The 21,505-nt window shown below is 60.2% G+C and carries 25 protein-coding genes and 1 pseudogene; 14 read left to right on the forward strand and 12 right to left on the reverse strand.

Features of this window, described 5'->3' with window-relative positions; translation table 11 throughout:
• Positions 1-56: 56 nt before the first annotated feature.
• Positions 57-728, reverse strand: coding sequence for a response regulator transcription factor (locus tag V8J63_RS05100; RefSeq protein WP_016774275.1), 672 nt, complete (start codon positions 726-728; stop codon positions 57-59).
• Positions 729-926: 198 nt separating this feature from the next.
• Here V8J63_RS05100 and V8J63_RS05105 point away from each other — a divergent pair, with 198 nt between their 5' ends.
• The 11 genes and pseudogenes from V8J63_RS05105 to V8J63_RS05155 all read left to right on the forward strand — a co-directional run bounded on the left by V8J63_RS05105 (position 927) and on the right by V8J63_RS05155 (position 9,405).
• Complete coding sequence (locus tag V8J63_RS05105; RefSeq protein ID WP_071171896.1) at positions 927-1,931, forward strand: GlxA family transcriptional regulator; 1,005 nt, start codon at positions 927-929, stop codon at positions 1,929-1,931.
• Between the two features lie 96 nt (positions 1,932-2,027).
• Positions 2,028-2,408: a response regulator transcription factor gene (locus V8J63_RS05110; protein WP_130927630.1), complete on the forward strand. Its 381-nt coding sequence runs from the start codon at positions 2,028-2,030 to the stop codon at positions 2,406-2,408.
• A gap of 311 nt (positions 2,409-2,719) precedes the next feature.
• Positions 2,720-3,919, forward strand: a pseudogene (locus V8J63_RS05115) (S-type pyocin domain-containing protein).
• Positions 3,920-3,929: 10 nt separating this feature from the next.
• Positions 3,930-4,283, forward strand: coding sequence for a DUF6572 domain-containing protein (locus V8J63_RS05120; RefSeq protein WP_136493632.1), 354 nt, complete (start codon positions 3,930-3,932; stop codon positions 4,281-4,283).
• A gap of 164 nt (positions 4,284-4,447) precedes the next feature.
• Complete coding sequence (locus tag V8J63_RS05125; RefSeq protein WP_071171895.1) at positions 4,448-4,786, forward strand: DUF6572 domain-containing protein; 339 nt, start codon at positions 4,448-4,450, stop codon at positions 4,784-4,786.
• A gap of 579 nt (positions 4,787-5,365) precedes the next feature.
• Complete coding sequence (locus V8J63_RS05130; protein ID WP_336463693.1) at positions 5,366-5,731, forward strand: DUF6124 family protein; 366 nt, start codon at positions 5,366-5,368, stop codon at positions 5,729-5,731.
• 116 nt (positions 5,732-5,847) lie between these two features.
• Positions 5,848-6,207: a DUF6124 family protein gene (locus V8J63_RS05135; RefSeq protein WP_336463694.1), complete on the forward strand. Its 360-nt coding sequence runs from the start codon at positions 5,848-5,850 to the stop codon at positions 6,205-6,207.
• A gap of 304 nt (positions 6,208-6,511) precedes the next feature.
• Complete coding sequence (locus V8J63_RS05140; RefSeq protein ID WP_336352885.1) at positions 6,512-7,714, forward strand: NAD(P)/FAD-dependent oxidoreductase; 1,203 nt, start codon at positions 6,512-6,514, stop codon at positions 7,712-7,714.
• Positions 7,715-7,754: 40 nt separating this feature from the next.
• A complete protein-coding gene (locus V8J63_RS05145; protein WP_130912844.1) occupies positions 7,755-8,687 on the forward strand; it encodes an MBL fold metallo-hydrolase in 933 nt (310 codons plus the stop codon).
• A gap of 178 nt (positions 8,688-8,865) precedes the next feature.
• Positions 8,866-9,072: a hypothetical protein gene (locus V8J63_RS05150; protein WP_050977883.1), complete on the forward strand. Its 207-nt coding sequence runs from the start codon at positions 8,866-8,868 to the stop codon at positions 9,070-9,072.
• A gap of 84 nt (positions 9,073-9,156) precedes the next feature.
• Entirely contained in the window at positions 9,157-9,405 is a 249-nt protein-coding gene (locus V8J63_RS05155) for a DUF6555 family protein (RefSeq protein ID WP_041480580.1), read from the forward strand.
• On the opposite strand, the gene V8J63_RS05160 is transcribed toward V8J63_RS05155, so the two are convergent.
• The 3 genes from V8J63_RS05160 to V8J63_RS05170 form a co-directional block, all read right to left on the reverse strand.
• The gene (locus tag V8J63_RS05160; RefSeq protein WP_336463695.1) at positions 9,402-10,136 is read right to left on the reverse strand and encodes a class I SAM-dependent methyltransferase; all 735 of its coding nucleotides are present in this window, start codon (positions 10,134-10,136) and stop codon (positions 9,402-9,404) included. The genes V8J63_RS05155 and V8J63_RS05160 overlap by 4 nt on opposite strands.
• Before the next feature lie 178 nt (positions 10,137-10,314).
• Positions 10,315-10,824 (reverse strand): nucleoside deaminase, encoded by a 510-nt coding sequence (locus V8J63_RS05165; protein ID WP_016774265.1) that lies wholly within the window; start codon positions 10,822-10,824, stop codon positions 10,315-10,317.
• Between the two features lie 33 nt (positions 10,825-10,857).
• Positions 10,858-12,198: a nucleobase:cation symporter-2 family protein gene (locus V8J63_RS05170; RefSeq protein WP_160768886.1), complete on the reverse strand. Its 1,341-nt coding sequence runs from the start codon at positions 12,196-12,198 to the stop codon at positions 10,858-10,860.
• A gap of 202 nt (positions 12,199-12,400) precedes the next feature.
• Between V8J63_RS05170 and V8J63_RS05175 the strand changes: the two genes are divergently transcribed.
• Positions 12,401-13,315: a LysR family transcriptional regulator gene (locus V8J63_RS05175; protein ID WP_123441644.1), complete on the forward strand. Its 915-nt coding sequence runs from the start codon at positions 12,401-12,403 to the stop codon at positions 13,313-13,315.
• Here the strand turns inward: V8J63_RS05175 and V8J63_RS05180 are convergent, their stop codons facing one another.
• Together V8J63_RS05180 and V8J63_RS05185 are read right to left on the reverse strand one after the other, a co-directional pair.
• The gene (locus V8J63_RS05180; RefSeq protein WP_073475213.1) at positions 13,316-13,741 is read right to left on the reverse strand and encodes a VOC family protein; all 426 of its coding nucleotides are present in this window, start codon (positions 13,739-13,741) and stop codon (positions 13,316-13,318) included.
• Positions 13,742-13,899: 158 nt separating this feature from the next.
• Positions 13,900-14,355 carry a winged helix-turn-helix transcriptional regulator gene (locus V8J63_RS05185; RefSeq protein ID WP_123441645.1) on the reverse strand — a complete coding sequence of 152 codons (456 nt, stop codon included), beginning with the start codon at positions 14,353-14,355 and terminating at the stop codon, positions 13,900-13,902.
• A 107-nt stretch (positions 14,356-14,462) separates the two neighbouring features.
• Here V8J63_RS05185 and V8J63_RS05190 point away from each other — a divergent pair, with 107 nt between their 5' ends.
• Positions 14,463-15,686: an MFS transporter gene (locus V8J63_RS05190; protein WP_336463696.1), complete on the forward strand. Its 1,224-nt coding sequence runs from the start codon at positions 14,463-14,465 to the stop codon at positions 15,684-15,686.
• A 112-nt stretch (positions 15,687-15,798) separates the two neighbouring features.
• Here V8J63_RS05190 and V8J63_RS05195 read toward each other — a convergent pair whose 3' ends face one another.
• The 6 genes from V8J63_RS05195 to V8J63_RS05220 all read right to left on the reverse strand — a co-directional run bounded on the left by V8J63_RS05195 (position 15,799) and on the right by V8J63_RS05220 (position 18,954).
• The gene (locus V8J63_RS05195; protein ID WP_016774259.1) at positions 15,799-15,945 is read right to left on the reverse strand and encodes a hypothetical protein; all 147 of its coding nucleotides are present in this window, start codon (positions 15,943-15,945) and stop codon (positions 15,799-15,801) included.
• On the reverse strand, positions 15,942-17,111 hold the full coding sequence (locus tag V8J63_RS05200; protein ID WP_125926062.1) for a zinc-dependent alcohol dehydrogenase: 1,170 nt from the start codon (positions 17,109-17,111) through the stop codon (positions 15,942-15,944). The genes V8J63_RS05195 and V8J63_RS05200 overlap by 4 nt, the downstream gene beginning before the upstream one ends.
• Positions 17,112-17,152: 41 nt before the next feature.
• Entirely contained in the window at positions 17,153-17,380 is a 228-nt protein-coding gene (locus tag V8J63_RS05205; protein WP_024012535.1) for a PLD nuclease N-terminal domain-containing protein, read from the reverse strand.
• 86 nt (positions 17,381-17,466) lie between these two features.
• Positions 17,467-17,922 carry a DUF421 domain-containing protein gene (locus tag V8J63_RS05210; protein ID WP_024012534.1) on the reverse strand — a complete coding sequence of 152 codons (456 nt, stop codon included), beginning with the start codon at positions 17,920-17,922 and terminating at the stop codon, positions 17,467-17,469.
• Positions 17,923-17,929: 7 nt separating this feature from the next.
• Positions 17,930-18,448: a hypothetical protein gene (locus V8J63_RS05215; protein WP_336463697.1), complete on the reverse strand. Its 519-nt coding sequence runs from the start codon at positions 18,446-18,448 to the stop codon at positions 17,930-17,932.
• Positions 18,445-18,954, reverse strand: a complete 510-nt coding sequence (locus tag V8J63_RS05220; RefSeq protein WP_110599071.1) for a CinA family protein — start codon at positions 18,952-18,954, stop codon at positions 18,445-18,447. Before V8J63_RS05220 ends, V8J63_RS05215 begins: the two co-directional genes overlap by 4 nt.
• A 165-nt stretch (positions 18,955-19,119) precedes the next feature.
• Here V8J63_RS05220 and V8J63_RS05225 point away from each other — a divergent pair, with 165 nt between their 5' ends.
• Positions 19,120-21,501, forward strand: coding sequence for a DUF3772 domain-containing protein (locus V8J63_RS05225; RefSeq protein ID WP_336463698.1), 2,382 nt, complete (start codon positions 19,120-19,122; stop codon positions 21,499-21,501).
• Positions 21,502-21,505 lie beyond the last annotated feature (4 nt).

A 21,505-nucleotide genomic window follows, 5' to 3' on the forward strand; every position in this document is an offset into this window, starting at 1 on the left:
CTGCGTCAACACTGCTCAGGTTTTTTGCCGCACGGTGAGTTGCACGTCGCCAGCGCTCAGGGGTTGCGCTGGACAGGCTCGATGCCCAGCGCTTCTGCGATACGCACCAGATCGGCCACTGAACGTGCGGCCATTTTGCGCATGACCTGGCCACGGTGGACCTTGACCGTGACCTCGCTGAGGTTGAGCTGTCCGGCAATCTGTTTGTTCATCAGCCCGGCAATGACGAAGCCGAGCACTTCGCGCTCACGTGCGGTCAGGGTTTGGTAAGCCCGACACAAAACGGCGCCGGAGTGTTCGGCTGCCAGCCGCGCACGGTCGCGAGCCAACGCACTGGCCACGGCGTCGAGCATGTCCTGATCACGGAACGGCTTGGCCAGAAAATCCACCGCGCCGGCCTTCATCGCCTTGACGCTCATGGCGATGTCGCCGTGGCCGGTCATGAACACCACGGGGATGCGCAAGCCGTTTTTTTCCATCTGTTCCTGAAACGTCAGGCCACTTTCGCCGCGCAGGCGCACGTCGAGCACCAGGCAACCGGGTACCTCACGTTGCGCTTGCGCGAGAAAATCTCCGGCGCTGTCGAAGGTTTGCACCTGGAGGCCGATCGAGCGCAGCAAGCTGTCGAGCGCCTGGCGCATCGAGGCATCGTCATCGACCACGTACACCACTGGCTCGCCGAGCACGCCGGGACTTTGCGCAGGGCTGGAATGCGACCACAAGGTCATTGTGTCTCCTCGGCGAGATCGCAGCACGCGTTGGGCTGGTCAATAAATCTAGTTCAGGATGGCCACCGCATCCAGACACCTGCCGGACGGTCAGCAATCAGGCTAACAGTCAGCGCCATTGCCGGCCGGCCAGAAACCCCTGAAAATCGGCCAGGCTGAGGCAGTCCGCCGCCAGCGCTGCAAACAGGCAGGCCCGCGATGTCCACTCATCCCGCTTTTACAACGGCTCCGCGCGACGTGGTGTTCATCGCCTACCCACGCCTGAGCCTGCTCGATCTCAGCGGTGCGCAAACCGTGTTCTGGGCCGCGAGCAAGGCCATGGCCGAGCGCGGGCAGTCTGGATATCAACTGCACACCGCCAGCCTCAACGGTGGCTTGATCCAGACCGTCGAAGGGCTGGCCATCGACACCCAAGCGTTAACCACGCTCGACACCGCCGCGCTGGACACGCTGGTCGTGCCCGGCGCCCCTGACATCTGCCAGACCCTTGAGAAGCACCGCGAACTGAGCGACTGGCTGCAGGACCATGCTCACCTCGCCCGCCGCGTGGTCTCGGTGTGCAGTGGTGCGTTTCTGCTGGCTCAGGCCGGATTGCTCGACGCCCGCCGCGCTGCCACTCACTGGGCGATGTGCGACGCTTTGCGCGATCGCTTTCCAGCGGTCGAGGTAGATGCCGACGCGATCTTCATTCAGCAAGGCAAGGTCTGGACCTCGGCCGGAGTCACCGCCGGGATCGATCTGGCGCTGGCGCTGGTCGAGGCCGATTGCGGCCGTGAAGTGACGTTGCAAGTTGCGCGGGAATTGGTGGTGTACATCAAACGCCCCGGCGGCCAGGCGCAATACAGCACGCTGCTGCAATCGCAGGCGCAGGACGCTGCAATGTTCGATGATCTGCACCTTTGGCTCATGGAGCGCCTCGGCGATCCGAATCTGACGGTGGAGCGCCTCGCCGAGCAAGCCGCAATGAGCCTGCGCAACTTCACGCGGGTCTATAAAGCGCGCACCGGGCGCACACCGTCGAAAGCGCTCGAGCTGTTCCGACTCGAAGCGGCCAAACGCCTACTGGAAAACTCCCCGCACAAAATCGAACGAATCGCCCGCATCTGCGGCTTCAACGATGAAGAACGCCTGCGCGCCTGCTTCCAGCGCCACCTGTCGATCTCCCCGCGCGACTACCGCAGTCGCTTCAGCCGCGATGGCTGAACCGCTATACCTACGTATAGTTTTGCCCGCTGGCCATCAGCGTATGGTGCAAGAACGACAGGAGTCACCAGCTCGGCCGCCCGGCCCGGGAGCGTTATGTACAAGACGCATGTCATTGCGGTAGTGGACGACGACGAGGCAATGCGCACATCGCTGAGCAGCCTGCTGCGAGCGTCGGGATATCAGGTGTTCTGCTATGCGGCGCCAGCGGACTACCTTGACTCGGACGGGCCGGCGCAGACTGATTGTTTGATCTCTGATATTCAGATGCCGGGCATGGATGGTTTGCAGATGCTGGATGCACTGCGGGCGCGAGGCTGGCGGATGCCGGTGATTTTTGTGTCGGCGCATGCGGGCGATTTGCCTTGCGACAAGTCCCGAGCGACTGATGTCGTTGCCTGCCTGCGTAAACCCTTTGCGGCGGACGAGCTACTTGCCTGGGTTGAGTTTGCACCGCGTAAATCTGGAAACACTTGATAATGCCCTCATCGCATTGAATTGCGTGTCGCCTGGATTTATAGCCCCCTATCGACTCGGTCGATCAGGCCGATTTCTGACAGAAGACAACACGGTCGGCTCCCTCTCCTCGAGGAGAGGGCTGGGAGCGAGGGGAAGCTCCAGAGATTACGGAGGTAGTTGAGCTACCCCATTTCCTTAAGCGCTGACTTGATCACACGGAAATGAGAGGCGCCTCAGAATCTAGAATCAAAGCGCCACTAATTGCCACTGCAAACTCCGCCTGTCACCCTCCACCCCGTTCAAAAAGGACCAGAACAAGGAACCAAGGATTGAGCGGCTACGTCCCCAACCCACCCAAGGGTTACCGCAACACCGGCGTCGAACCTGTCGACCTAAACGCCCAGCACTGAGCGCAATACAAAGAACTCCCGCCAGCGCCAGACGCGAAACCCGACCTCAAGGATTGCGTCTTCGCCAAAAGCTGCAACCTGCCCGACGGCGAAATCAACCACAGCAACCCGACAGGGTTCGTCCCCGTTGAAAAACTGGCGGACTACGGGCTATGGGCCGTGTTGGCCACTGGCGCAGCGATTACCGCCGAAGGCACGCCCCTCCAGTTTGTCGGCGGCTCCGCAACCGGTAGTGCCGTTGCCCATCGGCTGGGTGGCTCACTCGCGCTAGGCCTACTCGACGGTGCAGGCGCCATGGCAGCAGGCGCGGCCGTGGGCACGGTGGCGCTATTGATGCCCAACACCAGCATCGCCCCGGACAGTGCCTTCTATAAGGACGAGCAATACGCCACGCTTGAAACCGGCCGAACGCGTGTTCGTGTCAACGTAAAAACGTTGCCGGACGGCTCCGTCAACGCCTACGGCTTTTACACCGGAGGCAAGAAGGACTGGGAAAATGTACCGGTCATCAAAGCGCAGAAAGACGGCGAAAAATTCATCGCCGACATCGGCAACGGCATCGGTCTGACCTGGACACCGGGTGCGAGTCCCGACGGAGTGCTGGGGATCCCAGCGCTGGAAGGTGCCCCTCAACTACCTCCCGTCTGGGTCTACCCGCCGACACCACAGTCGGACACGCTGCTGGCCAACCCCGCGCACCCACCTGAGTTCCAGGATGCGATCATCTGGTTCCCGGAGGATGCGGGGATTGAGCCCATCTACATCGTGCTCAGCACGCAGCTAGAGAAGAATAAGCAAAAGGGCAAAGCGTTCGAAGAAGCGTCCTTTGACGAATTCAGTAAGATCAAACCTGAAGCCGCTCGTGAGGTCACCGTCAAAACCGACAGCGGTGTACGCACGCGCATTGATATGATGGGCCGCGATGCGGACGGCAACATCTCCTGCGTCGAATGCAAATCTTCGGAAACAGCGCCACTGACGCGCAATCAGAAATTAGGCTTCCCAGAAATAGAAAAGACCGGCGCAACCGTCGTCGGCAAAGGTAAACCCGGCTTCACCGGAGGCACCCGAATCCCACCCACCAGAGTCGACATCATTCGACCTGACCCGACCCTCTGAGGGAGCAGACATGTCCATCACCGAAACCAAAGTCGTCGATATCATCGCAGTACCCGAGTGGGAGCCCGACAATGTCGTACTCGTCATCACTGATCACTTGGAATGGGGCGACAAAGCCCAACAGGGTGAACACCTGTTGCTGCTACAAGAAAAGATCAACACCTACATCGCCTTCATCGAGAGCGGCGAACTGCTGGAAAGCTATCCGCCAGCCAAGGGCAAGAATCCGAAAATTCGCATCAATGGTTTATATGAGCTGCCTGAGCAAGGTGAAACCTTTATCGACCGCGTGACCGAGGTACTCAAAGGCGTAGGCATCGGATTGGAATTTGTGCTTAAGGACGACTTTGCCGTTCGACACTAGGCGTGTGAGCTAGTAGAGCTGAAGCAAAGCAAAGCAAAGCAAAGCAAAGCAAAGCAAAGCAAAGCAAAGCAAAGCAAAGCAAAGCAAAGGGCGGCAAGCCACAGAGCTGTAGCTCGGTTCCCTCAGAGGGATTGAACAAACCGGCTGGAGGCCAAGGATCCGCAGTGTCCTTAACAGACCCGAACATTATCGATATGTGGGGAATCCCCAAATCGGACAGTGGCGCCATCATCCTGGGCATCGCTGACCACCTAGAATGGGGCAATAAGACCCTACAAGCCGAGCACCTGCTCGCGCTACAACGGAAGATAAACGGCTACATCGCTTTCATCGAAAGCGGTGAGATCTATAACAAGATTCCCGCTGCACTCGGCAAGTCACTTGTAATCCGTGTTTACGGCAAGTACGAGGTTTCGGAGCAGGGGGAATTGTTCTTCGAGCGCGTGGCCGAGCTCCTGAGAAAAATGGGAATCGGTTTTGAGTTCGTTTTCAAAGCAGACTAAGCGCTATGTCATTTGTGATCCCAGTGTTGACAAGTAATTTTTTCACCTGCCAGCCGAGGCGTTTTTCTGCTGATCTACGGCCAACAGTGGAAGAGCTAAAAAGCCCGTCTACGACGCGACTTGCTTGAAACTCTCCGCCCCACGGCGCAACGGCCTTGAGATCGGCCTAAACAGATTCGGGTCTCCGATATTCTGAAAAGGTGAGATGAGCAGGCACGTACAGCGCATAAACACGACTTGGCAAGCACGTTTAAATTACACCGATTTCTCCTCCAAAAAGCCTACAACGCCTTGCGCCGCTGCCTACGGGTACTTCAGAATCCGCCGGCTTGTGCGTCTAGGCTGCGGGTCCTATCGTTTGTCGGTCACTGAAATAGGTGATCGGGTTTGGTAGCCCGCAGTGTTAGATATACAGATCTGCCGTCGAGATTTCTGTCTCGGATTTGCGGTGGCCATGTATAGGGCGTCCTAGGACGCGCCGGATCCTAACACCCGGTCTACCAACCTGTGCATGGCCGCCACCCTTCGTTTGGTAGCGAAAGGGTGAAGCCTCCCTTAAATGTGTTAGGAGCTTCATCAATGTTCAAAGTAACCCCAAACCCGCCGGAAGCGGATTCAATCCCGTACGACCCTGCTCTGGAACCTCAGCGGATAAAAGATGCGGCTGCTCGCGCCATCAACTTTTACCTCGACCCTCAGACGCTCAGAACCACCATTCCCAAGCGCCAGCCAGGCAGGATCTTTCTCATTGACCCGACAGTGGATGAGGAAACGTTGCTCGTCGAAGCCTGTGAATCGCTGGCAGCCGCCAATGACATGGCCCGCGAAATCGGCGGCGTGATTGACCATCCACAGCGTCGATCGCTGCTGATGTTGCAGCAGGTGATCATGTTGAGTGAGCTCATCGTCAATCGCGTGCTCGACAGCCGACGCGTGTCGAACTAGCCGGCCATCGAGGCATGAGGGGGCGTGCTCCCCTCACTGCCAGCGGACGCGCCACAGCCGTGGCGCGTCGTCCTCATAGCCAGACGCTCAAGCGGCGCTCATCGGAGTTTCAGCTGATGTCACAGACACCGTCCCATCCGCCGGTCACCGAATCGGTATCGCCTTATGAATCCTTCCATTCAAAAAAACTTCACGACGCCGCCGAGCGCGTGCTCGACCATTACCTCGCGCCGGCCAAGATCAACGCCACGCCTTACAGTCCCAACACGCTGTTTATGGTCAACCCGGAATCCGACACCGAATCCTTGCTGGTCAATGCGTGCGAATCCCTGGCGTCCGCCACGGTGATGCTCGGTGATTTCGCCGGGATGCTGGAAGGCTCACGGCGCAATACGCTGTTAGGCATTGCACAGGTGGTCATGCTGGGGGAATTGGCCGTCAACAAAGCGTTGGATAACGTAGTGCCCACCGACTGAACAACGGCATCGGCCGTGCAGGCGTGCTGGCGCCCTGCGCGGCGATGTTCGTTTCGAACAACACCTCGCCCGGTATTCCCACCTCGCCCCCCCATACCTTCGTATACCCCTCTTCCACCCATGCGTACCCCACGCACACCGATGGACAACTGCGCTCGCAGCCTCCCCGCCCTAGCATGGCTCTACACAGCGGGCGATTGAGCGCCAGGCAGTACGGCAAGCAGTTGCGGCGGCCACTGATCGTCACGCCAGAGTCCGCGCCGGGCTCGGGTGTCATCCATCCATCAGCGTCAGGGAGCACATTATGAAACAGCAATTATTGGTGATCGGTGCAGGGTTCGGCGGGCTGTGGAGTGCGCTGAGCGCTGCGCGTTTGCTGGATATGCATGCCCGTCAGGATGTCGAGATCACGCTGCTCGCCCCGCAAGCCGAATTGCGTATTCGCCCGCGCTTCTACGAGCCGGACGTGCACAGCATGTACGCGCCGCTCGACGCGCTGTTCGATGCGGTGGGTGTGCGCTTCGTCAAAGGCACCGCTGAAAGCATCGACGCCCGGGCGCGCCGAATCGGTTACCGCGACGAGGCCGGGCGTCCGGGTGAACTGGCCTACGATCGGCTGGTTCTCGCCAGCGGCAGCCAGCTCGCTCGGCCTCCGGTGCCTGGCCTCAAGGAGCATGCGTTCGATGTCGATCAGATCGAATCCTCGGCGCGTCTGGAACGCCATCTCATCGCCCTCGGCAACCAACCGCCCAGTGTTGCGCGCAACACCGTGGTGGTCGCCGGTGGCGGTTTCACCGGGATTGAAACTGCGACGGAAATGCCGGCGCGCCTGCGTGCGATCATCGGTGAGGATCAAGACCTGCGCGTGATCATTGTCGATCGCAGCAAGGACATCGCCGCGACCATGGGTGATGGCATTCGCCCGTCGATCATCGAGGCGTCAAATGACCTGGGTATCGAATGGATCGTCGATGCCAGCGTTGCCGCTGTGGATGCCAATGGCGTCACCCTCGCCGATGGCCGCCACATCGAAAGCCAGACCGTGATCTGGACCGTAGGTTTCCGCGCCAGCCCGCTCACCGAACAACTCGACGCCGAACGCGATGGCCAGGGCCGCCTGCACGTCGATGGCAACCTCAAGGTGCAAGGCATCGATCACGTCTTTGCCGCTGGTGATGTCGCTCGCGCCGCCACAGACGACCTCGGCAACTATGCCGCGATGTCTTGCCAGCACGCGATCAGCTTGGGTCGCTACGCCGGCAACAACGCCGCCGCCGATCTCCTCGGCGTCGCTCCGACAATGTATCGCCAGCCCAAGTACGTGACTTGCCTGGATCTGGGCGCCTGGGGCGCGGTGTACACGGAAGGCTGGGATCGTCAGCTGAAACTGGTGAAGGCCGAAGCCAAAGAGCTGAAGACGCAGATCAACACGGTGTGGATCTACCCGCCCGCCGCCGATCGTCGCGCTGCCCTCGCGGCCGCCGATCCGCTGATCCCTGTAGCCTGATTTCACCCTCCGCTTTAGCCCTGAAAACAAGGAGAACACCATGACCCTGCATCTGGATTCCTTCACCGCCAACCGCGCGGTGGCCCTGCAAACCCAAAGCGAAGAACTGGTGCCGTCGCGCTACGCCCTGCGCCTGGGCGACATTGACGTGATGGTGATCAGCGACGGCGTGTTGCCGTTGCCGACCCAGACCATGTCAACCAATGCCGACCCCGCCGACCGTGCCGCCTGGTTCAAGGAAATGTATCTGGGCCCTGACGCCTTTGACTGGGCGCTCAACGTGCTGGTGGTGCGTAGCGGCGAACAAGTCATCCTCGTCGACGCCGGCCTCGGTGGCCAATTCCCCGGTTTCCCGCGTGCCGGGCAGTTCCCCAAGCGCCTGGCCGCTGCCGGGGTGGATCTCGCCGACATCACTGATATCGTCATCACGCACATGCACATGGACCATATCGGCGGCCTGCTGGTCGACTCGGTGAAGAGCCGTCTGCGTCAAGACGTACGCATCCACGTCACCGCTGCCGAAGTGAATTTCTGGTCCACGCCAGACTTCACCAGCACCGACATGCCCGCACCAGTACCAGACGTCCTGCGCAGCACCGCCAACGCGTTCATCGACCACTATGAAAGCAAATTGCACATCTTCGAAGACGAATGCCAGGTTGCACCTGGCGTAGTTGCAAAACTCACCGGTGGTCATACGCCAGGGCACTGCGTGGTCTACGTCAACTCCGGTGGCGAGCGCCTGACCTTTGCCGGTGACGCGTTGTTCCCGGTGGCGTTCGATCACCCCGACTGGCACAACGGTTTCGAACACGATCCGGCCAAATCGGTGGAAGTGCGCGTGCGCATGCTCAAGGAAGCCGCCGCCAGCGGCGAGCTGTTCGTCGCCACGCATCTGGCCTTCCCTTCGGTGGGTAGGGTCGCGATCAATGGTGCTGCTTTCCGTTGGATACCTGCGATTTGGGATTACTGATTGCGCGCCTGAAATCTTCGCCCGGCTTCTGCCGGGCGAAACCTTTTTCACCGCCATTGCTACGCAGAGCCGTGCGGGCGGTGACCATCCTTCGGTTGCTGTGTACCCTTTCTGCATCAAACAAATCTGTGCAGAGGACAGAGCGTTGGCATATCTGGATTGGGTGCAATGGCCGGCGATGCTGGTCACCGTTCTGGCCGCGTGGCTGATCGGTTCGCAACGACCGCAACGGCGCATGAGCGGTTTCGTTTGTTTCAGTCTGAGCAATTTGCTGTGGGTGATCTGGGGCGTCCATGCCGGGGCTTACGCGCTGATCGTTCTGCAGCTCTGCCTGTTCCTGATGAACCTGCGCGGCTTCATGAAGAACCGCGTTTTAGAGCGCTGAGTGACGCTGATCATCCGGCCAGAAAATCCTTTGAATTTTTCTTGTCGGACAAAATCATTTACGTATGAGCGTAAGGAGGAACTCATGCGTAGCACCGATATTTTCGTCATCGAATACAAACATCACGACCAGCCAAAATCATTCGTCATCCGCGCCAAGAGTATGCGCAACGCCGACGCTTGGCATTGGGCGAGCTGTGACGCCGGTATTGCGCCGATTCCGAAACCGGGTAAACCACCGTTGAAAGTGGTTTCCAAACCCCAGGCCGAGCGTTATGGGATTACGGAGGTGAAGTGGCGCGAGACGGCTGCGCTGGACTGGACGGAGGCTTAGGCAAATCGGGTCGCTTGGCTGAGCTTGCACGTCAGCCAGGCGCCCCAGAACAGACTGCTGAAAAACCGTGTTGCATCGCCGAACCCGGCACCATGTAACAAGGCCTGCACCGCCGCCTCCGAGTGCGGCGGATCAGCGCCCTGCAAAATCTTCCCGAGTTTCGCCTGCACCTCGTCAGCGGTTGCGCCCTGCTGTCGCCAGCGCTGGCTCCAGGCTTGCAGCAGCAACGGCTGACTGGCGTAAGCGTAATGATTGCCGGCCACGATCAATGGCGCGCCGGGTTTGAGGCGGGCCTGAATGGAGCGCAGTATCTGTTGCTTGGCCTCGTCACCGCCCAGGTGATGGAGTACACCGATCAGGGTGGCGGCGTCGAAAGATGCGTCGGCCGGCAAGTCTTCGACATGACCGAGATGTATCTGGACTCTGTGCAATAGATCATTGGCGCGCAGATGTTCGGTCGCAGCATCGAGCATCGGCCCGGAAGGATCGACCGCAGTGAAGTGCCAATCCGGCTCCAGCGCGGCCATGGCGATGATTTCCTGCGCGGTGCCCCCCGCGCCCACCACCAGCACGTTTGCCGGACGCGACTGCCCAAGGCTGGCGGCGAGCATGCAGGCCGACAGGTCGTGACAGGCATCGTAGCCAGCCAGGGCAATGCGGCTTTGCCGGGCATATTCATTGGCGCGGGAGGTGTCGAATTTGCCGGCGGCGTCAGTGGCGGGTTGGGTCATGGCGATTCTCCTTGTCTTTGCGACACGCTACGCGGTGAGCGTGGAGAAGAAAAATCCAATGATTTCATGGGGGGCATTCCGCTGGGGAATGTGTGGATGTCATCCCGGCGAAGTAAAAGTGATGTAGAGCGTCAGCGGATGCGTCCCCACGCAGGAGCGTGGGAACGATCCATAACAACTAAGACCAGAACCCTTTATGCGGCTCAGCCGCCTCTGCCTCCAGCATCGGCCCGAAGACACTGACCGTGCGCTGCCCTCTGGCAAACACTTCGCGACACGGCAACGAGAACGTCGGGTTCTCCGGATGATCGCCGGTCAGCCCGAGCAAAGCATGTTCCGACAACGCATACACCACTCGCCCGACACCGGTCCAATACACCGCGCCCGCGCACATGCAGCAAGGTTCGGCGCTGGTATACAGCGTGCACGCCTCCAGCTCCGTGGGTGACAACCGCTTCGCCGCCGCAGCGACCGCGACCAGTTCGGCATGCTGGGTGGGATCACCCTCCGGCGGCATCGAATTGTTGCCCGCTTCGGCAATGACCTTGCCGTCGCGGTCCGCCACCAGCGCCGCAAACGGGTGCCGGCCACGTTGTTTCGACGCCTGCGACAGGGCGATGGTCTGGCGCAGCAATGCCAGGTCCAGATCGCTGACGCCGGCCGGGACAAGCTGAGTGAATTGATTCATGGGTAACTCCTGGGCAGTGGGAAAAGACAAAGGTCAGTCAGCCAATTCGGCCGTGGAAGCGCCGACGGCGTCGGTCGATGGTTTTTGTTTGTTGAGCAGCACGTTGAGCAGAATGGCGGTGATCGCACCGAGAAAAATGCCGCTATCGAGCACCAGTTTCAGCGTCGGGCCGACGTGTTCGAACAGGGCCGGAAACGACATTGGCAAGACGCCGACGCTGACCGACACCGCAACAATGATGGCGTTGCGTGTGCCTTCGAACTGCACCCGTGACAATTCCTGAATGCCCGCCACCGTGGTCATGCCGAACATGACGATCGCGCAGCCGCCCAGCACCGGCGTCGGCACCGCCGCAATCAGCGCGCCGAGCTTGGGGAACAAGCCCATCAACACCATGATCGCGCCAGCGGCGGCGACGACGAAGCGGCTCTTGATGCTCGAAAGCGCAATAAGGCCGGTGTTTTGCGTGAAGGCGTTGTAGGGAAAACTGTTGAACAGACCACCGAGCATGGTCGACAAGCCGTCGGCGCGGAAGGCGTTGCCGAGGGTCTGCTGCGTAGTCGGTTTGCCGACCAGTTTGCCGATGGCCAGGCAGTTGCCAGTGGTCTCGGCCATGATCACCAGCATCGCCAGGGTCATGATCAGAATCGGTACCAGAGAAAATTCCGGCGGACCGAACGCCATTGGCGCGCTCAACTCGAACCACGCCGCCTCGCTGACCCGATTGAAGTGCGTCATGCCGCAGGCGGCAGCGATCAGGCTGCCGACAAACAAGCCGATGAGCACGCTGAGGTTACCGATGAAGCCGCTGAATTTCGCATAAATCACCAGCGTCACACTGACCGTGGCCAGGCCCAGCAGCAGATTGGCCGGGCGACCGAAGTCAGGCGAATCGGGATTGCCACCGCCCAGCCAGATCGCCGCCGCCGGCATCAGTGAAATACCGATGATGGTGATCAGGCTGCCAATCACCACGGGTGGAAAGAATCGCAGCAAGCGGCTGAACACCGGCGCCAGTGCGATGGTCAGGAAGCCGGCGGCGATCACCGCCCCAAAGATCTGGCTGAGGCCGAACTCCTTGCCGATCATGATCATCGGCGCCAGCGCAATGAATGAGCAGCCCTGAATCAACGGTAAACGCGCGCCGAACTTCCAGAAGCCGAGGGTCTGAATCAGCGTCGCCACACCGGATGTCAGCAGGTTGGCGTTGATCAATAAAACCACCTGAGCCGACGTCAGCCCCATCGCACTGCCGAGAATCAGCGGCACCGCCACCGCTCCCGCATACATCACCAGAACATGCTGCAGACCGAAGGTGACCAGCTGCCGCAGGGGCAACACCTCGTCGACCGGGTGAACGCGTTGTGTAGTCATGGCACAAGCTCCTGAAGGGGCAGCGTTGGTTGTAATCGCGGGCGCTCAGGGACAGATGCACAGAGAGAATCGGCCCCGGCGTTCGAAGACGCGAGGTCATCCTTGAATGTTTTTAACGATGAAACAAATTGGCAACCATCGCTTTTTTCGATGGCAAAGACGCGGCACAATTGCCGTCTCGCTCAACCTCGGAGTACACCGCGTGCGCTTCTCACTCGATCAGTTGCTGATGTTCGTCCAGGTGGTGAAAAGCGGCTCGTTCTCCGCCGCCGGGCGCAAGCTGGGCAAGACGCAGTCGACCATCAGCGCGGCTATTGCCAATCTGGAAACCGACCTTGGCGTAGAGCTGTTCGACCGCAGCAACCGCAGCCCTGCCCTCACCGCCAGCGGGCACAAATTGCTGGTGCAGGCAGAGGCGGTACTGGAACGCTGCATGACCTTCGAGGCCCACGCCGATTGCCTTTCCGATAGCGTCGAACCGAGCCTGACCTTGGCGATTGAAACGCCGTACGGCCCGATCATGCCGGTGCTGCAAGCGTTCGAGCAGGCCTTCCCGTTTGTCGATCTGATCATTCGCCACCCGGTCTACGGCGATGTCAGCGAACTGGTCAGCAGTGGCGAGGCGGTGCTGGGGGTGGCGTTTTCGCAGCCGGGCTATCCCCGGGAACTGGCGTTCCAGCAACTGGGCAAACTGATCATGCTGCACGTCTGCCATCCCGATCATCCGCTGGCGCAACTGGACAACGTCACCTTCGACGATTTGCATGTGCACCGGCGCCTGGCGTTCAGTGCGCACGCCAGCAAACTGCCGAGCAGTGAATACCTGCGTTCGACGCAACTGTGGCAAGCGGAAAGCTATCTGGCCCTGCTGGAAATGGTCCGCGCCGGCCTCGGCTGGGCGACCTTGCCGCGCCAACTGATCCAGCGTGAACTGGGCAATGGCGAACTGGTCGAGTTGCAGCTGTCGGCGTACCCGCATACCGACTGGCAAATCGGCGTCGACCTGTTATGGGCACGCCAACGGCCGCTGGGCACGGCCGAGCGTTGGCTGAAGGAAAAGCTGCAGGCCAACAAGGTTTATGAACGCGATCGCAACGGCCAGACCACCACGCTGTGATCACTTGGCAAACACCTGACTCATGTCTTTGAACGCCTTGAATTCCAGCGCATTGCCGCAGGGGTCGAGTAGAAACATGGTCGCCTGTTCGCCGACCTGACCCTTGAATCGAATGTAGGGCTCGATCACGAATTGCGTGCCGAATGACTTCAGTCGCTCGGCCAATGCCTCCCATTGCTCCCACTGCAAAATGATGCCGAAGTGCGGGACCGGTACGTCGTGACCGTCTACCGGGTTGCTATTAACGCTTTGCTGGGCAGCCGTTTTCGGCTGTTCGTGGATCACCAATTGGTGGCCGTAGAAGTTGAAATCGACCCATTGCGCGCTGGACCGGCCCTCCTCCAGGCCGAACACTTCACCGTAAAAACGCCGGCAAGCGGCAAGATCGTAGACCGGGATGGCGAGGTGGAAGGGTGAAAGGCTCATCAGGCACTCCCGTAGTCGCGTTGCTGGAAATATGGCAACGGCGCACCGCTGCTGATCGAGGATCGAAAACAGCCTAGATCAAAAACCCGCCAGACGCCGACCCGACATGTCACGAGAAGGCGCGGCTATCGATACGCGCCACGGCTATCCGCCCAGTTTCACTGCCCGCGCCTGACAACCTGTCGGTGACAATCCTCCGGGCTCAGCACGGCACCGGCTCTGGAGCGTACGACAATGGTTTCAACGGGCTCGGCCCCCTCGTTGTCGAGCAGCACCGAATGCTCCTCGCCTTCCGCGAACAGGAAGCGCTCGCCCCACTGCCGCAGGCTGACGACGATGGGGAACACCGCGCGGCCCATGTCGGTGAGCACGTATTCCTTGTAGGCGCTGCCATCGGACGCGGGCTGAATCTGCAACACGCCGAGCTCGACGAGCATTTTCAGTTTGACCGTGAGGATGTTCTTGGCCAGGCCCAGACGTTTCTGGAATTCGCTGAACCGGCGCACGTCATCGAACGCATCGCGAATGATCATCAAGGCCCAGCGATCGCCAATGGCTTCGAGGGTTCGGGCCACCGGGCATTCGCTCTGCGCCAATGTTTGTTGTCGGGCCATGTGGTTCCTGATGGATCGGCTATTGAATGTGGTTGCATTTAACAACCCGAATGAATAAAGATCAACGCCTCGGTTTCAATTCAAAACCACACTACGAGGAAGCACGGATGCCCTGCCAGACGCGAACCCTGGTCAATGCGCAAGCCGCAACTGACAGCGCAACGACCGGGCTGAGTCGTTTGCAGACTTTGCTTTTTGCAATCACCTGCGCGATGGCGGTGGCCAACGTTTACTTCGCACAGCCATTGCTGGAATCGATGGCCGCCAGCCTCGGGGTTTCATCCGGTGCAATCGGCGTAGTGGTCACGGCCACGCAAGCCGGGTATGCGGTCGGGCTGCTGTTCATTGTGCCGCTGGGTGATCTGCTCGATCGAAAGAAACTCATCGTCAGCCAACTGCTGTTGTCTGCAACGGCGCTATGTGCCGTGGGCCTGTCCGAGAGCTGGGGAGTGCTGCTCGGCGCCATGATGCTGGTGGGTCTGCTGGCGGTGGTGGTGCAAGTGGTGGTCGCCTACACCGCCAGCCTTGCTCGCCCGCAGCAGCGCGGCGCCGCCGTAGGCACCGTCACCAGTGGCGTGGTACTGGGCATTTTGCTGGCGCGTTTCGTTTCCGGCGTAGTGGCTGATCTGGCCGGCTGGCGCGGCGTTTATTTTGTCTCGGCAGTCATGATGATCGGCTTGGCCCTGCTGTTATGGCGCACCCTGCCCGCCTCGGCAAAACCGCCCGCACAGGGCAGTTACTGGCGACTGCTGCGCTCGGTATTGGAATTGTTTTTGACTGAGCGGGTACTGCGCGTGCGCGGCATCTTCGCCCTGCTGATCTTCGCCGCCTTCAGTGTGTTGTGGACGTCGCTGGTGCTGCCGCTCAGCGCGCCGCCATTGTCGCTGTCGCATACGCAGATCGGCCTGTTTGGTCTGGCCGGAGTGGCGGGCGCGCTCGCCGCCGCACGGGCTGGGCGCCTGGCCGATCGCGGCTTGGGCAATCGCACCACCGGCATCGCCCTGGCGCTGCTGACGCTGTCCTGGCTACCCATCGCATTTGTCGACAGTTCGCTGCTGGCGATGGCCGTCGGGGTGATCTTGCTCGACTTCGCCGTGCAAGCAGTGCACGTGACCAATCAAAGCCTGATCTTCGCCGCACGGCCCGATGCGCAGAGTCGACTGGTCGGTGCGTATATGTGCTTTTACTCGGTGGGCAGTGGTTTGGGCGCGATCGCGGCGACGTATACCTATGCGCAATATGGCTGGGTGGCGGTGTGTTTTCTCGGAGGCGGGATCAGTGCTGTGGCTTTACTGTATTGGGCATGGCTGGAATACCGCTACTCGAACTGAACCAATGCGGGAGCGAGCCTGCTCGCGAAGACGGAGCATCAGTCAGCACAGAGTTGTCCGACCTGACGCCTTCGCGAGCAGGCTCGCTCCCACAGGGATTATTTGCCAGCAGTTACTTGCCCTCCTCAGGCTTCTCGGTCTGCATTTGCACCGACGGTTTGCTTTTGTCACCGTCCTTGTTGGGTGCATCGTTGGAATCGAAGCAGCCGCTCAACAGAAACATCGAGCAGAACCCCAGACATACACAGATTTTTTTCATGACGATCTCCTGTCAGCAGTGGTATCGCTACCCGGTTCAAGCTTGACCTTGATCCAGCCGGATTGATGTTGATCAAACGCCTTGAACGCCGAAATCGCGTCGGTCAAAGGCTCGTCCTGAGTCAGCACGTTCGCTGGGTCGACGCGCCCGGCGAGGGTCATTTCGATCAGCTTGGGAATGTATTTGCGGTGATGACAGTTGCCCATATTGATGCGCACGTTCTTGTTCATTGCCTCACCGATCGGGAAGCTGTCGAACCCGGCAGGATAGACGCCGATGATGGAAATCGTGCCGGCCTTGGCCACAGCCTTGACCGCCCACTCCAGCGCCTGCGCCGGCGCATCGCCCGGTTGCCACTGCGCAGGATGATGATGGCCGTGATGGGAATGGTTGGCGTCGATGCCCACGGCTTCGATCACCCGATCCACGCCAATTTCCGCAGTCAGGCGCGCAATGGTTTCAACTGGATCTTCTTTCTCGAGGTTGATGCACTCGGCACCCAATGCCTGCGCGCGAGCGAGGCGATCTTCCAGGCCATCAATGGCGAACACCCGGCCGGCGCCCATCAGCTTCGCACTGATAATCGCAAACAGCCCGACCGGTCCGCAGCCGAACACCGCCACCGTGTCGCCGTCCTTGATCCGGGCCATGTCGGCGCCGAACCAGGCAGTGGGAAAAATATCCGACATGGCAATCGCCTGATCGTCGGTGATGGCGTCCGGCAGTTTGATCAGACCAATGTTGGCGAAAGGGATGCGCGCTTTCTCGGCTTGCAGGCCATCGAACGGCCCGGTGGTTTTCGGCCCGCCAAAAAATGACGTGCCAGCGGTTTTACCGTTGGGGTTGGCCACATCACACTGGGCGAAATAGCCGGCGCGGCAGTACGAGCAATTGCCGCAGGCAATGGTCGAGGGAATCAGCACGCGATCGCCGACCTTAAGGTTGCGCACGTCTTCGCCAAGTGCTTCGACGATCCCCACACCTTCATGCCCGAGGATCGTACCGGCCTGCATGTCCGGCGCACTGCCGCGAATGAAATGCAGATCGGTGCCGCAAATGGCCGACGCGGTCAGCCTGACGATGGCATCGGTCGGCGCTTGAATGGTTGGCTCGGGAACATCGTCCAGGCGGATATCGCCGACGCCATGAAATACAACAGCTTTCATCGTTCACCTCCAATTTTCCGGATGTGCGCAAATCAGGGTTCTTAACCCTTACTGTGCTCCGGCGACGAAGGCCCTTCCTTGACGCCGCGCGGGCCGGCGATGCCCCACACGATCAGGCCGAGCACCGGGAATACGATCAAACCGATCGCCCAGGCGGCTTTAACGCCGACGCTTTTGTTGCTGCGAAACACACTGACAATCGCCCACAGGTCGACCAGCAGAATGATCACCGCCACGGCGATGGAGAAGTAACTCGCTGCCTCGTTCATTTCGCAATCCTCCGATGACTTGTAAGCATTGGGCTGTGAGGCTTTTTCAGCGTTCAAAAAAATTGCGGCCCTGCGGCGCCAAAGGTTCAGCCGCCTTCAGGATCCTGGCGGATTACGGAAATCTTGCCGTTGCGCTCGATGATTGCGAATTTGATCTGGTCGATGGTTTCAATGCCCTGACTGGAGCGCGCCGCCTCCATGACATCCGCCTCGACCAGCCGCGCATGGCGCAGGCGTCGGTGCAACAGCTTGCCATTCTCGACAATGATCGTCGGTTCGCCATCGATCAGCCGCGACACCCAACTGGAACGTTGTTTGAGCAGGGAAAAACCGACATCCACAGCGATCAGCGTAATGATCACCAGAAACGCATTGGTCAGAGAAAAATCATCACCGAGCAGCGCTTGCTGGGTGGCTTCACCGATGATCATCAGCAGAACGAAATCAAACGTCGTCAACTCGGCCAGCGAACGCCGGCCGGCAATTTTGAACAGCACCATCAGTGCCAGATACATCGCGAGTGCGCGCAACACCGAGTCCATGGGTCACCTATGGATAAATGAATTGAGTAAGCTTCACATCGCTCGAGCCCGGCACGCGGATATGGCTGCGAAACAGGCCCAATCCGTCACCGCGCAGCGTCACATAGAGCGTCGCCTGGCCTTGGGCATCCGCCTGCAACCACAAGCGCATGCCCTGTTTTGAGCTGCGCATACGCACCGGGGCCGGTTGCATGGTTTCGACGCTGAAGCCATCGAGCATCTCGCCACCGATGTCGAGTTCGACAGTGGCTTCAGGCGCCGTGTGCACGCTGAGTTTCAGCGGGTTGGTCGAGCCGTTGCGGTGGAACATCTCGTACTCGACCTGGACTTTGCCATCGGCGCTGCGGGCGTCCTGCGAACTGAGCACGCCACGGGAAAACAGCCCCAACAGACCCAGCAGCATGCACAGCACCAGCAGATACCAACCAATGTGCTCGAAGCGCCAGACCTTCAACTGATAGGCCATGTCCTCCTGCACCGGGAACTGCCGACTGCGCAGATCGGGATGCTCAGCGTCGTGCTTCATCGGCGCCACCCTCCTTCGCCGCGCAACGCGCGACGGTGATAGTCCGGCAACTGCTGCAGGGCGAATTCAGAAGCGAGGGTCTGCACTTCACTGCGCGATCCGGCAAACCATTGCTGGGTGCTGAACAGAAAATGTTTGTCATCGAACTGGAATGCCCAGGCGAAACACACCGTACCGGCCTTGATGCCATCCATATCGTCGGGTCCGAGAATGCCGGTGGTGGCGACGGCAACGTTGGCGGTGCTGTCGCGCAACGCGCCGATGGCCATTTCACTGGCCACTTCCACGCTGGTCAGATTGAAGGTGTCCATGGTCGCCGGGCTGACGTGCAGCAGGCGCTGCTTGGCTTGCGGCGAATAGACCACATAGCCGCACTCGATCAACTCGCCGCTGCCGGGGACTTCCGACAGCAACATGACGATTTCCCCGGCCGTGCAGGATTCGGCGGTGGTGATGATCAATGAATGTTGGCGCAGGTATTCAATCGTTTCCTTGGCAATGGACATGGCATGCTCTCGAAGCTGTTATTGCCGGTTGACCGCTCGCGGCGCGGATCATTCCGCCGGATTGGATGAGCGTGTAAGCGCCTCTTGCAGAGAAAGTTTTCCGCCCCGTTCGGCGCGATCACCTACCCTCATAGACTGTGTGATCCACTCGAGCCCGCCGCCCCCATGCGCTGTTCATTCAAGTCGTTGTTTTTCATTTTGTTCCTACTGCTCATGCCGGGCAGCGCTGCACTGTGGGCGGCGGACCTTGGCGCACCGGCAAACACAGGCGCAGCGCCGCTACCAGTGATTTCGCAAAGCGATCTGCAAGCCCTGCAACAACGCCTCGACGGGCTCAAGCAGCAGATTTCGGCGGCCAACAATTACAACCAGCTCGAAGGCCCGCAGGATCGGGTGCAGGCGTTCATTCTCGATGTCGATCGGTTGTCGGCAGCGCTGATGCCGCAACAGGCGCAACTGGCGGTGCAACTGGGCGTGCTCGGCACGGCGCCCGACGCCGAGGTGGCCGCCGAGCAAGCCGATATCGTCGCGCAGCGGGCGACGCTGGCGGAGCAGAAAAGCAAGATCGATGGCACCCTGAAAAGCCTCGCTGCACTGAAACAGAACGCCGCCGACCTGATCACGCAAATCGCCGGCATCCGCCGCACCCTGCTGGAAAGCGAACTGACCCTGAGCACGCGCAGCGTATTGAGCCCGTATTTCTGGACACCGCTGGTCAATCCAAGCGAAGACGACCGCCAGCGCCTGCGACTGTTCGTCGAGCAGGTGGCTGACGTATGGGCGACGGTCTGGGCGCCGGGCGAGCGCTTCTACACCTGCGTGCTGGTGTTGTTGGCGCTGCTGATCTGGACCTTCGGCCGACGTCTGGCTGAGCGCGGGCTGACCTGGTTCTGCATTCATCGCGTGGCGGAGGGCCGACTGCGCAGAAGCGCCTTGGCCTTCGCCTCAGCTATCGCGACGTTCGTCACCACCGCCATCGCCCTGAAGCTGTTGTTCTACGCCTGCACCCGCCACGACGCACTGCCGCCGGTGCTGGAAACCTTCTCCGAAGAATTCGAGAAAGTCGTCTATGCCTGCGTGCTGATCACCGGCCTCAGCCGCGCATTGCTCTCCACCGCGCACCCGTCCTGGCGCCTGCCGGCGATTGCCGATCCAGTGGCGCTGGCCCTCAAGCCTTATCCGCGAATCCTCGCCTGCTCGTTGCTGGTGTTGGTGACGCTGGTGCAAGTCGCCAATGCCACAGGCATGAGCAGCCACATCGTGATGGCCGGGCGCGGCGTGATTTCCATGGTGGTGCTGGCGATCATCGGCACGATGCTGTTGCGCGTCGGCAAAGTGCGCAAGGCCTTGGTCGCAGCCAATGACGCGTCGGCTACGAACAGCGTGTTCGCCGGGCTGATTTACAGCGTCGCCAGTCTCTCGATGTTGGTGACGGCCATCGCCCTGCTTGCCGGCTATGTTTCGCTGGCACGGTTCATCAGCTATGAGCTGGTGTGGGGCTATGTCGTGCTGTCGGGCTTCTACTTGCTGATTCAGCTGGTCAAGGACGCCTGTGAGCACCTGTTTTCGCCGAAACACGCGAGCGGCCAGGCGCTCAAGCAATTGCTCGGCGTCAGCGACCGGCGCCTCGAGCAGACGTCGATCCTGTTGTCCGGCGTCAGCCGCGCCGGCCTGATGCTGATGGCGCTGATTTCGTTGTTTGTCGGCGGCATCGGCACCACGCTTGGCCAACTGGTCACCAACATAATGTCGATTCTTGGCGGCGCCGGTTTGCGCAAGCTGAATATTGTCCCGGCGCATCTGCTCAACGCGCTACTGGCACTGCTGATTGGCATCTGGCTGATCCGTGCATTAAGCCGCTGGCTCGACAACGAATTCCTGCCCAAGACCGACATGGACCCGGGCATGTGCGCATCGCTGAGCACGCTGTTTTCCAACATCGGCTACGCCTTTGTGATTCTGCTGACGCTATCGTCGCTGGGCGTGCAGTGGACCAATCTGGCGTGGATCGTCAGTGCGCTATCCGTGGGTATCGGCTTTGGCTTGCAGGAGATCGTCAAGAACTTCGTCTCCGGCCTGATCCTGCTCACCGAGCGCCCGGTAAAAGTCGGCGACCTGATCAGCATCAGCGGCGTCGAGGGCGACATCCGCCGGATCAACGTGCGTGCCACGGAAATCCAGCTCAGCGACCGCTCGATCGTGATCGTGCCCAACTCGCAACTGATCTCGCAGAACCTGCGCAACGTTACCCTCGGCGGCAGTGCTCAAGGCGTGGCATCGCTGGAGCTGGTGTTCCCGCTGGATATCGATCCTGAGCAGGTCAAACAACTGCTGCTGGATGCGTATCACGAGAACGAAACCATCCTCGATAAACCGGCGCCATTCGTGCGTTTCAGCAAATTGTCGCCGGACGGCATAACCCTCACGGTCACCGGCTATGTCGGCAGCCCGAGGATTGTCGGGCTGACCAAGAGCGATTTGTTGTTTGAGGTGTTGAAGCGGTTGGGCGCGGCGGGGATTGCGCTGGCGAAGCCGCCAGCGGCGTGATTCG

The sequence above is a fragment of the Pseudomonas sp. CCNWLW23 genome, from assembly GCF_037095675.1.
Lineage (GTDB): Bacteria > Pseudomonadota > Gammaproteobacteria > Pseudomonadales > Pseudomonadaceae > Aquipseudomonas > Aquipseudomonas atacamensis.

Bases quoted from the DNA above. Each gene is read 5' to 3' on its own strand.
- V8J63_RS05200 (WP_125926062.1), bottom strand. From the start codon at position 17,111: ATGAAAGCTGTTGTATTTCATGGCGTCGGCGATATCCGCCTGGACGAT.
- V8J63_RS05150 (WP_050977883.1), top strand. From the start codon at position 8,866: ATGCTGGTCACCGTTCTGGCCGCGTGGCTGATCGGTTCGCAACGACCG.
- V8J63_RS05145 (WP_130912844.1), top strand. From the start codon at position 7,755: ATGACCCTGCATCTGGATTCCTTCACCGCCAACCGCGCGGTGGCCCTG.
- V8J63_RS05180 (WP_073475213.1), bottom strand. From the start codon at position 13,741: ATGAGCCTTTCACCCTTCCACCTCGCCATCCCGGTCTACGATCTTGCC.
- V8J63_RS05140 (WP_336352885.1), top strand. From the start codon at position 6,512: ATGAAACAGCAATTATTGGTGATCGGTGCAGGGTTCGGCGGGCTGTGG.
- V8J63_RS05220 (WP_110599071.1), bottom strand. From the start codon at position 18,954: ATGTCCATTGCCAAGGAAACGATTGAATACCTGCGCCAACATTCATTG.
- V8J63_RS05135 (WP_336463694.1), top strand. From the start codon at position 5,848: ATGTCACAGACACCGTCCCATCCGCCGGTCACCGAATCGGTATCGCCT.
- V8J63_RS05100 (WP_016774275.1), bottom strand. From the start codon at position 728: ATGACCTTGTGGTCGCATTCCAGCCCTGCGCAAAGTCCCGGCGTGCTC.
- V8J63_RS05190 (WP_336463696.1), top strand. From the start codon at position 14,463: ATGCCCTGCCAGACGCGAACCCTGGTCAATGCGCAAGCCGCAACTGAC.
- V8J63_RS05110 (WP_130927630.1), top strand. From the start codon at position 2,028: ATGTACAAGACGCATGTCATTGCGGTAGTGGACGACGACGAGGCAATG.
- V8J63_RS05195 (WP_016774259.1), bottom strand. From the start codon at position 15,945: ATGAAAAAAATCTGTGTATGTCTGGGGTTCTGCTCGATGTTTCTGTTG.
- V8J63_RS05215 (WP_336463697.1), bottom strand. From the start codon at position 18,448: ATGAAGCACGACGCTGAGCATCCCGATCTGCGCAGTCGGCAGTTCCCG.
- V8J63_RS05160 (WP_336463695.1), bottom strand. From the start codon at position 10,136: ATGACCCAACCCGCCACTGACGCCGCCGGCAAATTCGACACCTCCCGC.
- V8J63_RS05105 (WP_071171896.1), top strand. From the start codon at position 927: ATGTCCACTCATCCCGCTTTTACAACGGCTCCGCGCGACGTGGTGTTC.
- V8J63_RS05155 (WP_041480580.1), top strand. From the start codon at position 9,157: ATGCGTAGCACCGATATTTTCGTCATCGAATACAAACATCACGACCAG.
- V8J63_RS05225 (WP_336463698.1), top strand. From the start codon at position 19,120: ATGCGCTGTTCATTCAAGTCGTTGTTTTTCATTTTGTTCCTACTGCTC.
- V8J63_RS05165 (WP_016774265.1), bottom strand. From the start codon at position 10,824: ATGAATCAATTCACTCAGCTTGTCCCGGCCGGCGTCAGCGATCTGGAC.
- V8J63_RS05210 (WP_024012534.1), bottom strand. From the start codon at position 17,922: ATGGACTCGGTGTTGCGCGCACTCGCGATGTATCTGGCACTGATGGTG.
- V8J63_RS05185 (WP_123441645.1), bottom strand. From the start codon at position 14,355: ATGGCCCGACAACAAACATTGGCGCAGAGCGAATGCCCGGTGGCCCGA.
- V8J63_RS05205 (WP_024012535.1), bottom strand. From the start codon at position 17,380: ATGAACGAGGCAGCGAGTTACTTCTCCATCGCCGTGGCGGTGATCATT.
- V8J63_RS05120 (WP_136493632.1), top strand. From the start codon at position 3,930: ATGTCCATCACCGAAACCAAAGTCGTCGATATCATCGCAGTACCCGAG.
- V8J63_RS05170 (WP_160768886.1), bottom strand. From the start codon at position 12,198: ATGACTACACAACGCGTTCACCCGGTCGACGAGGTGTTGCCCCTGCGG.
- V8J63_RS05130 (WP_336463693.1), top strand. From the start codon at position 5,366: ATGTTCAAAGTAACCCCAAACCCGCCGGAAGCGGATTCAATCCCGTAC.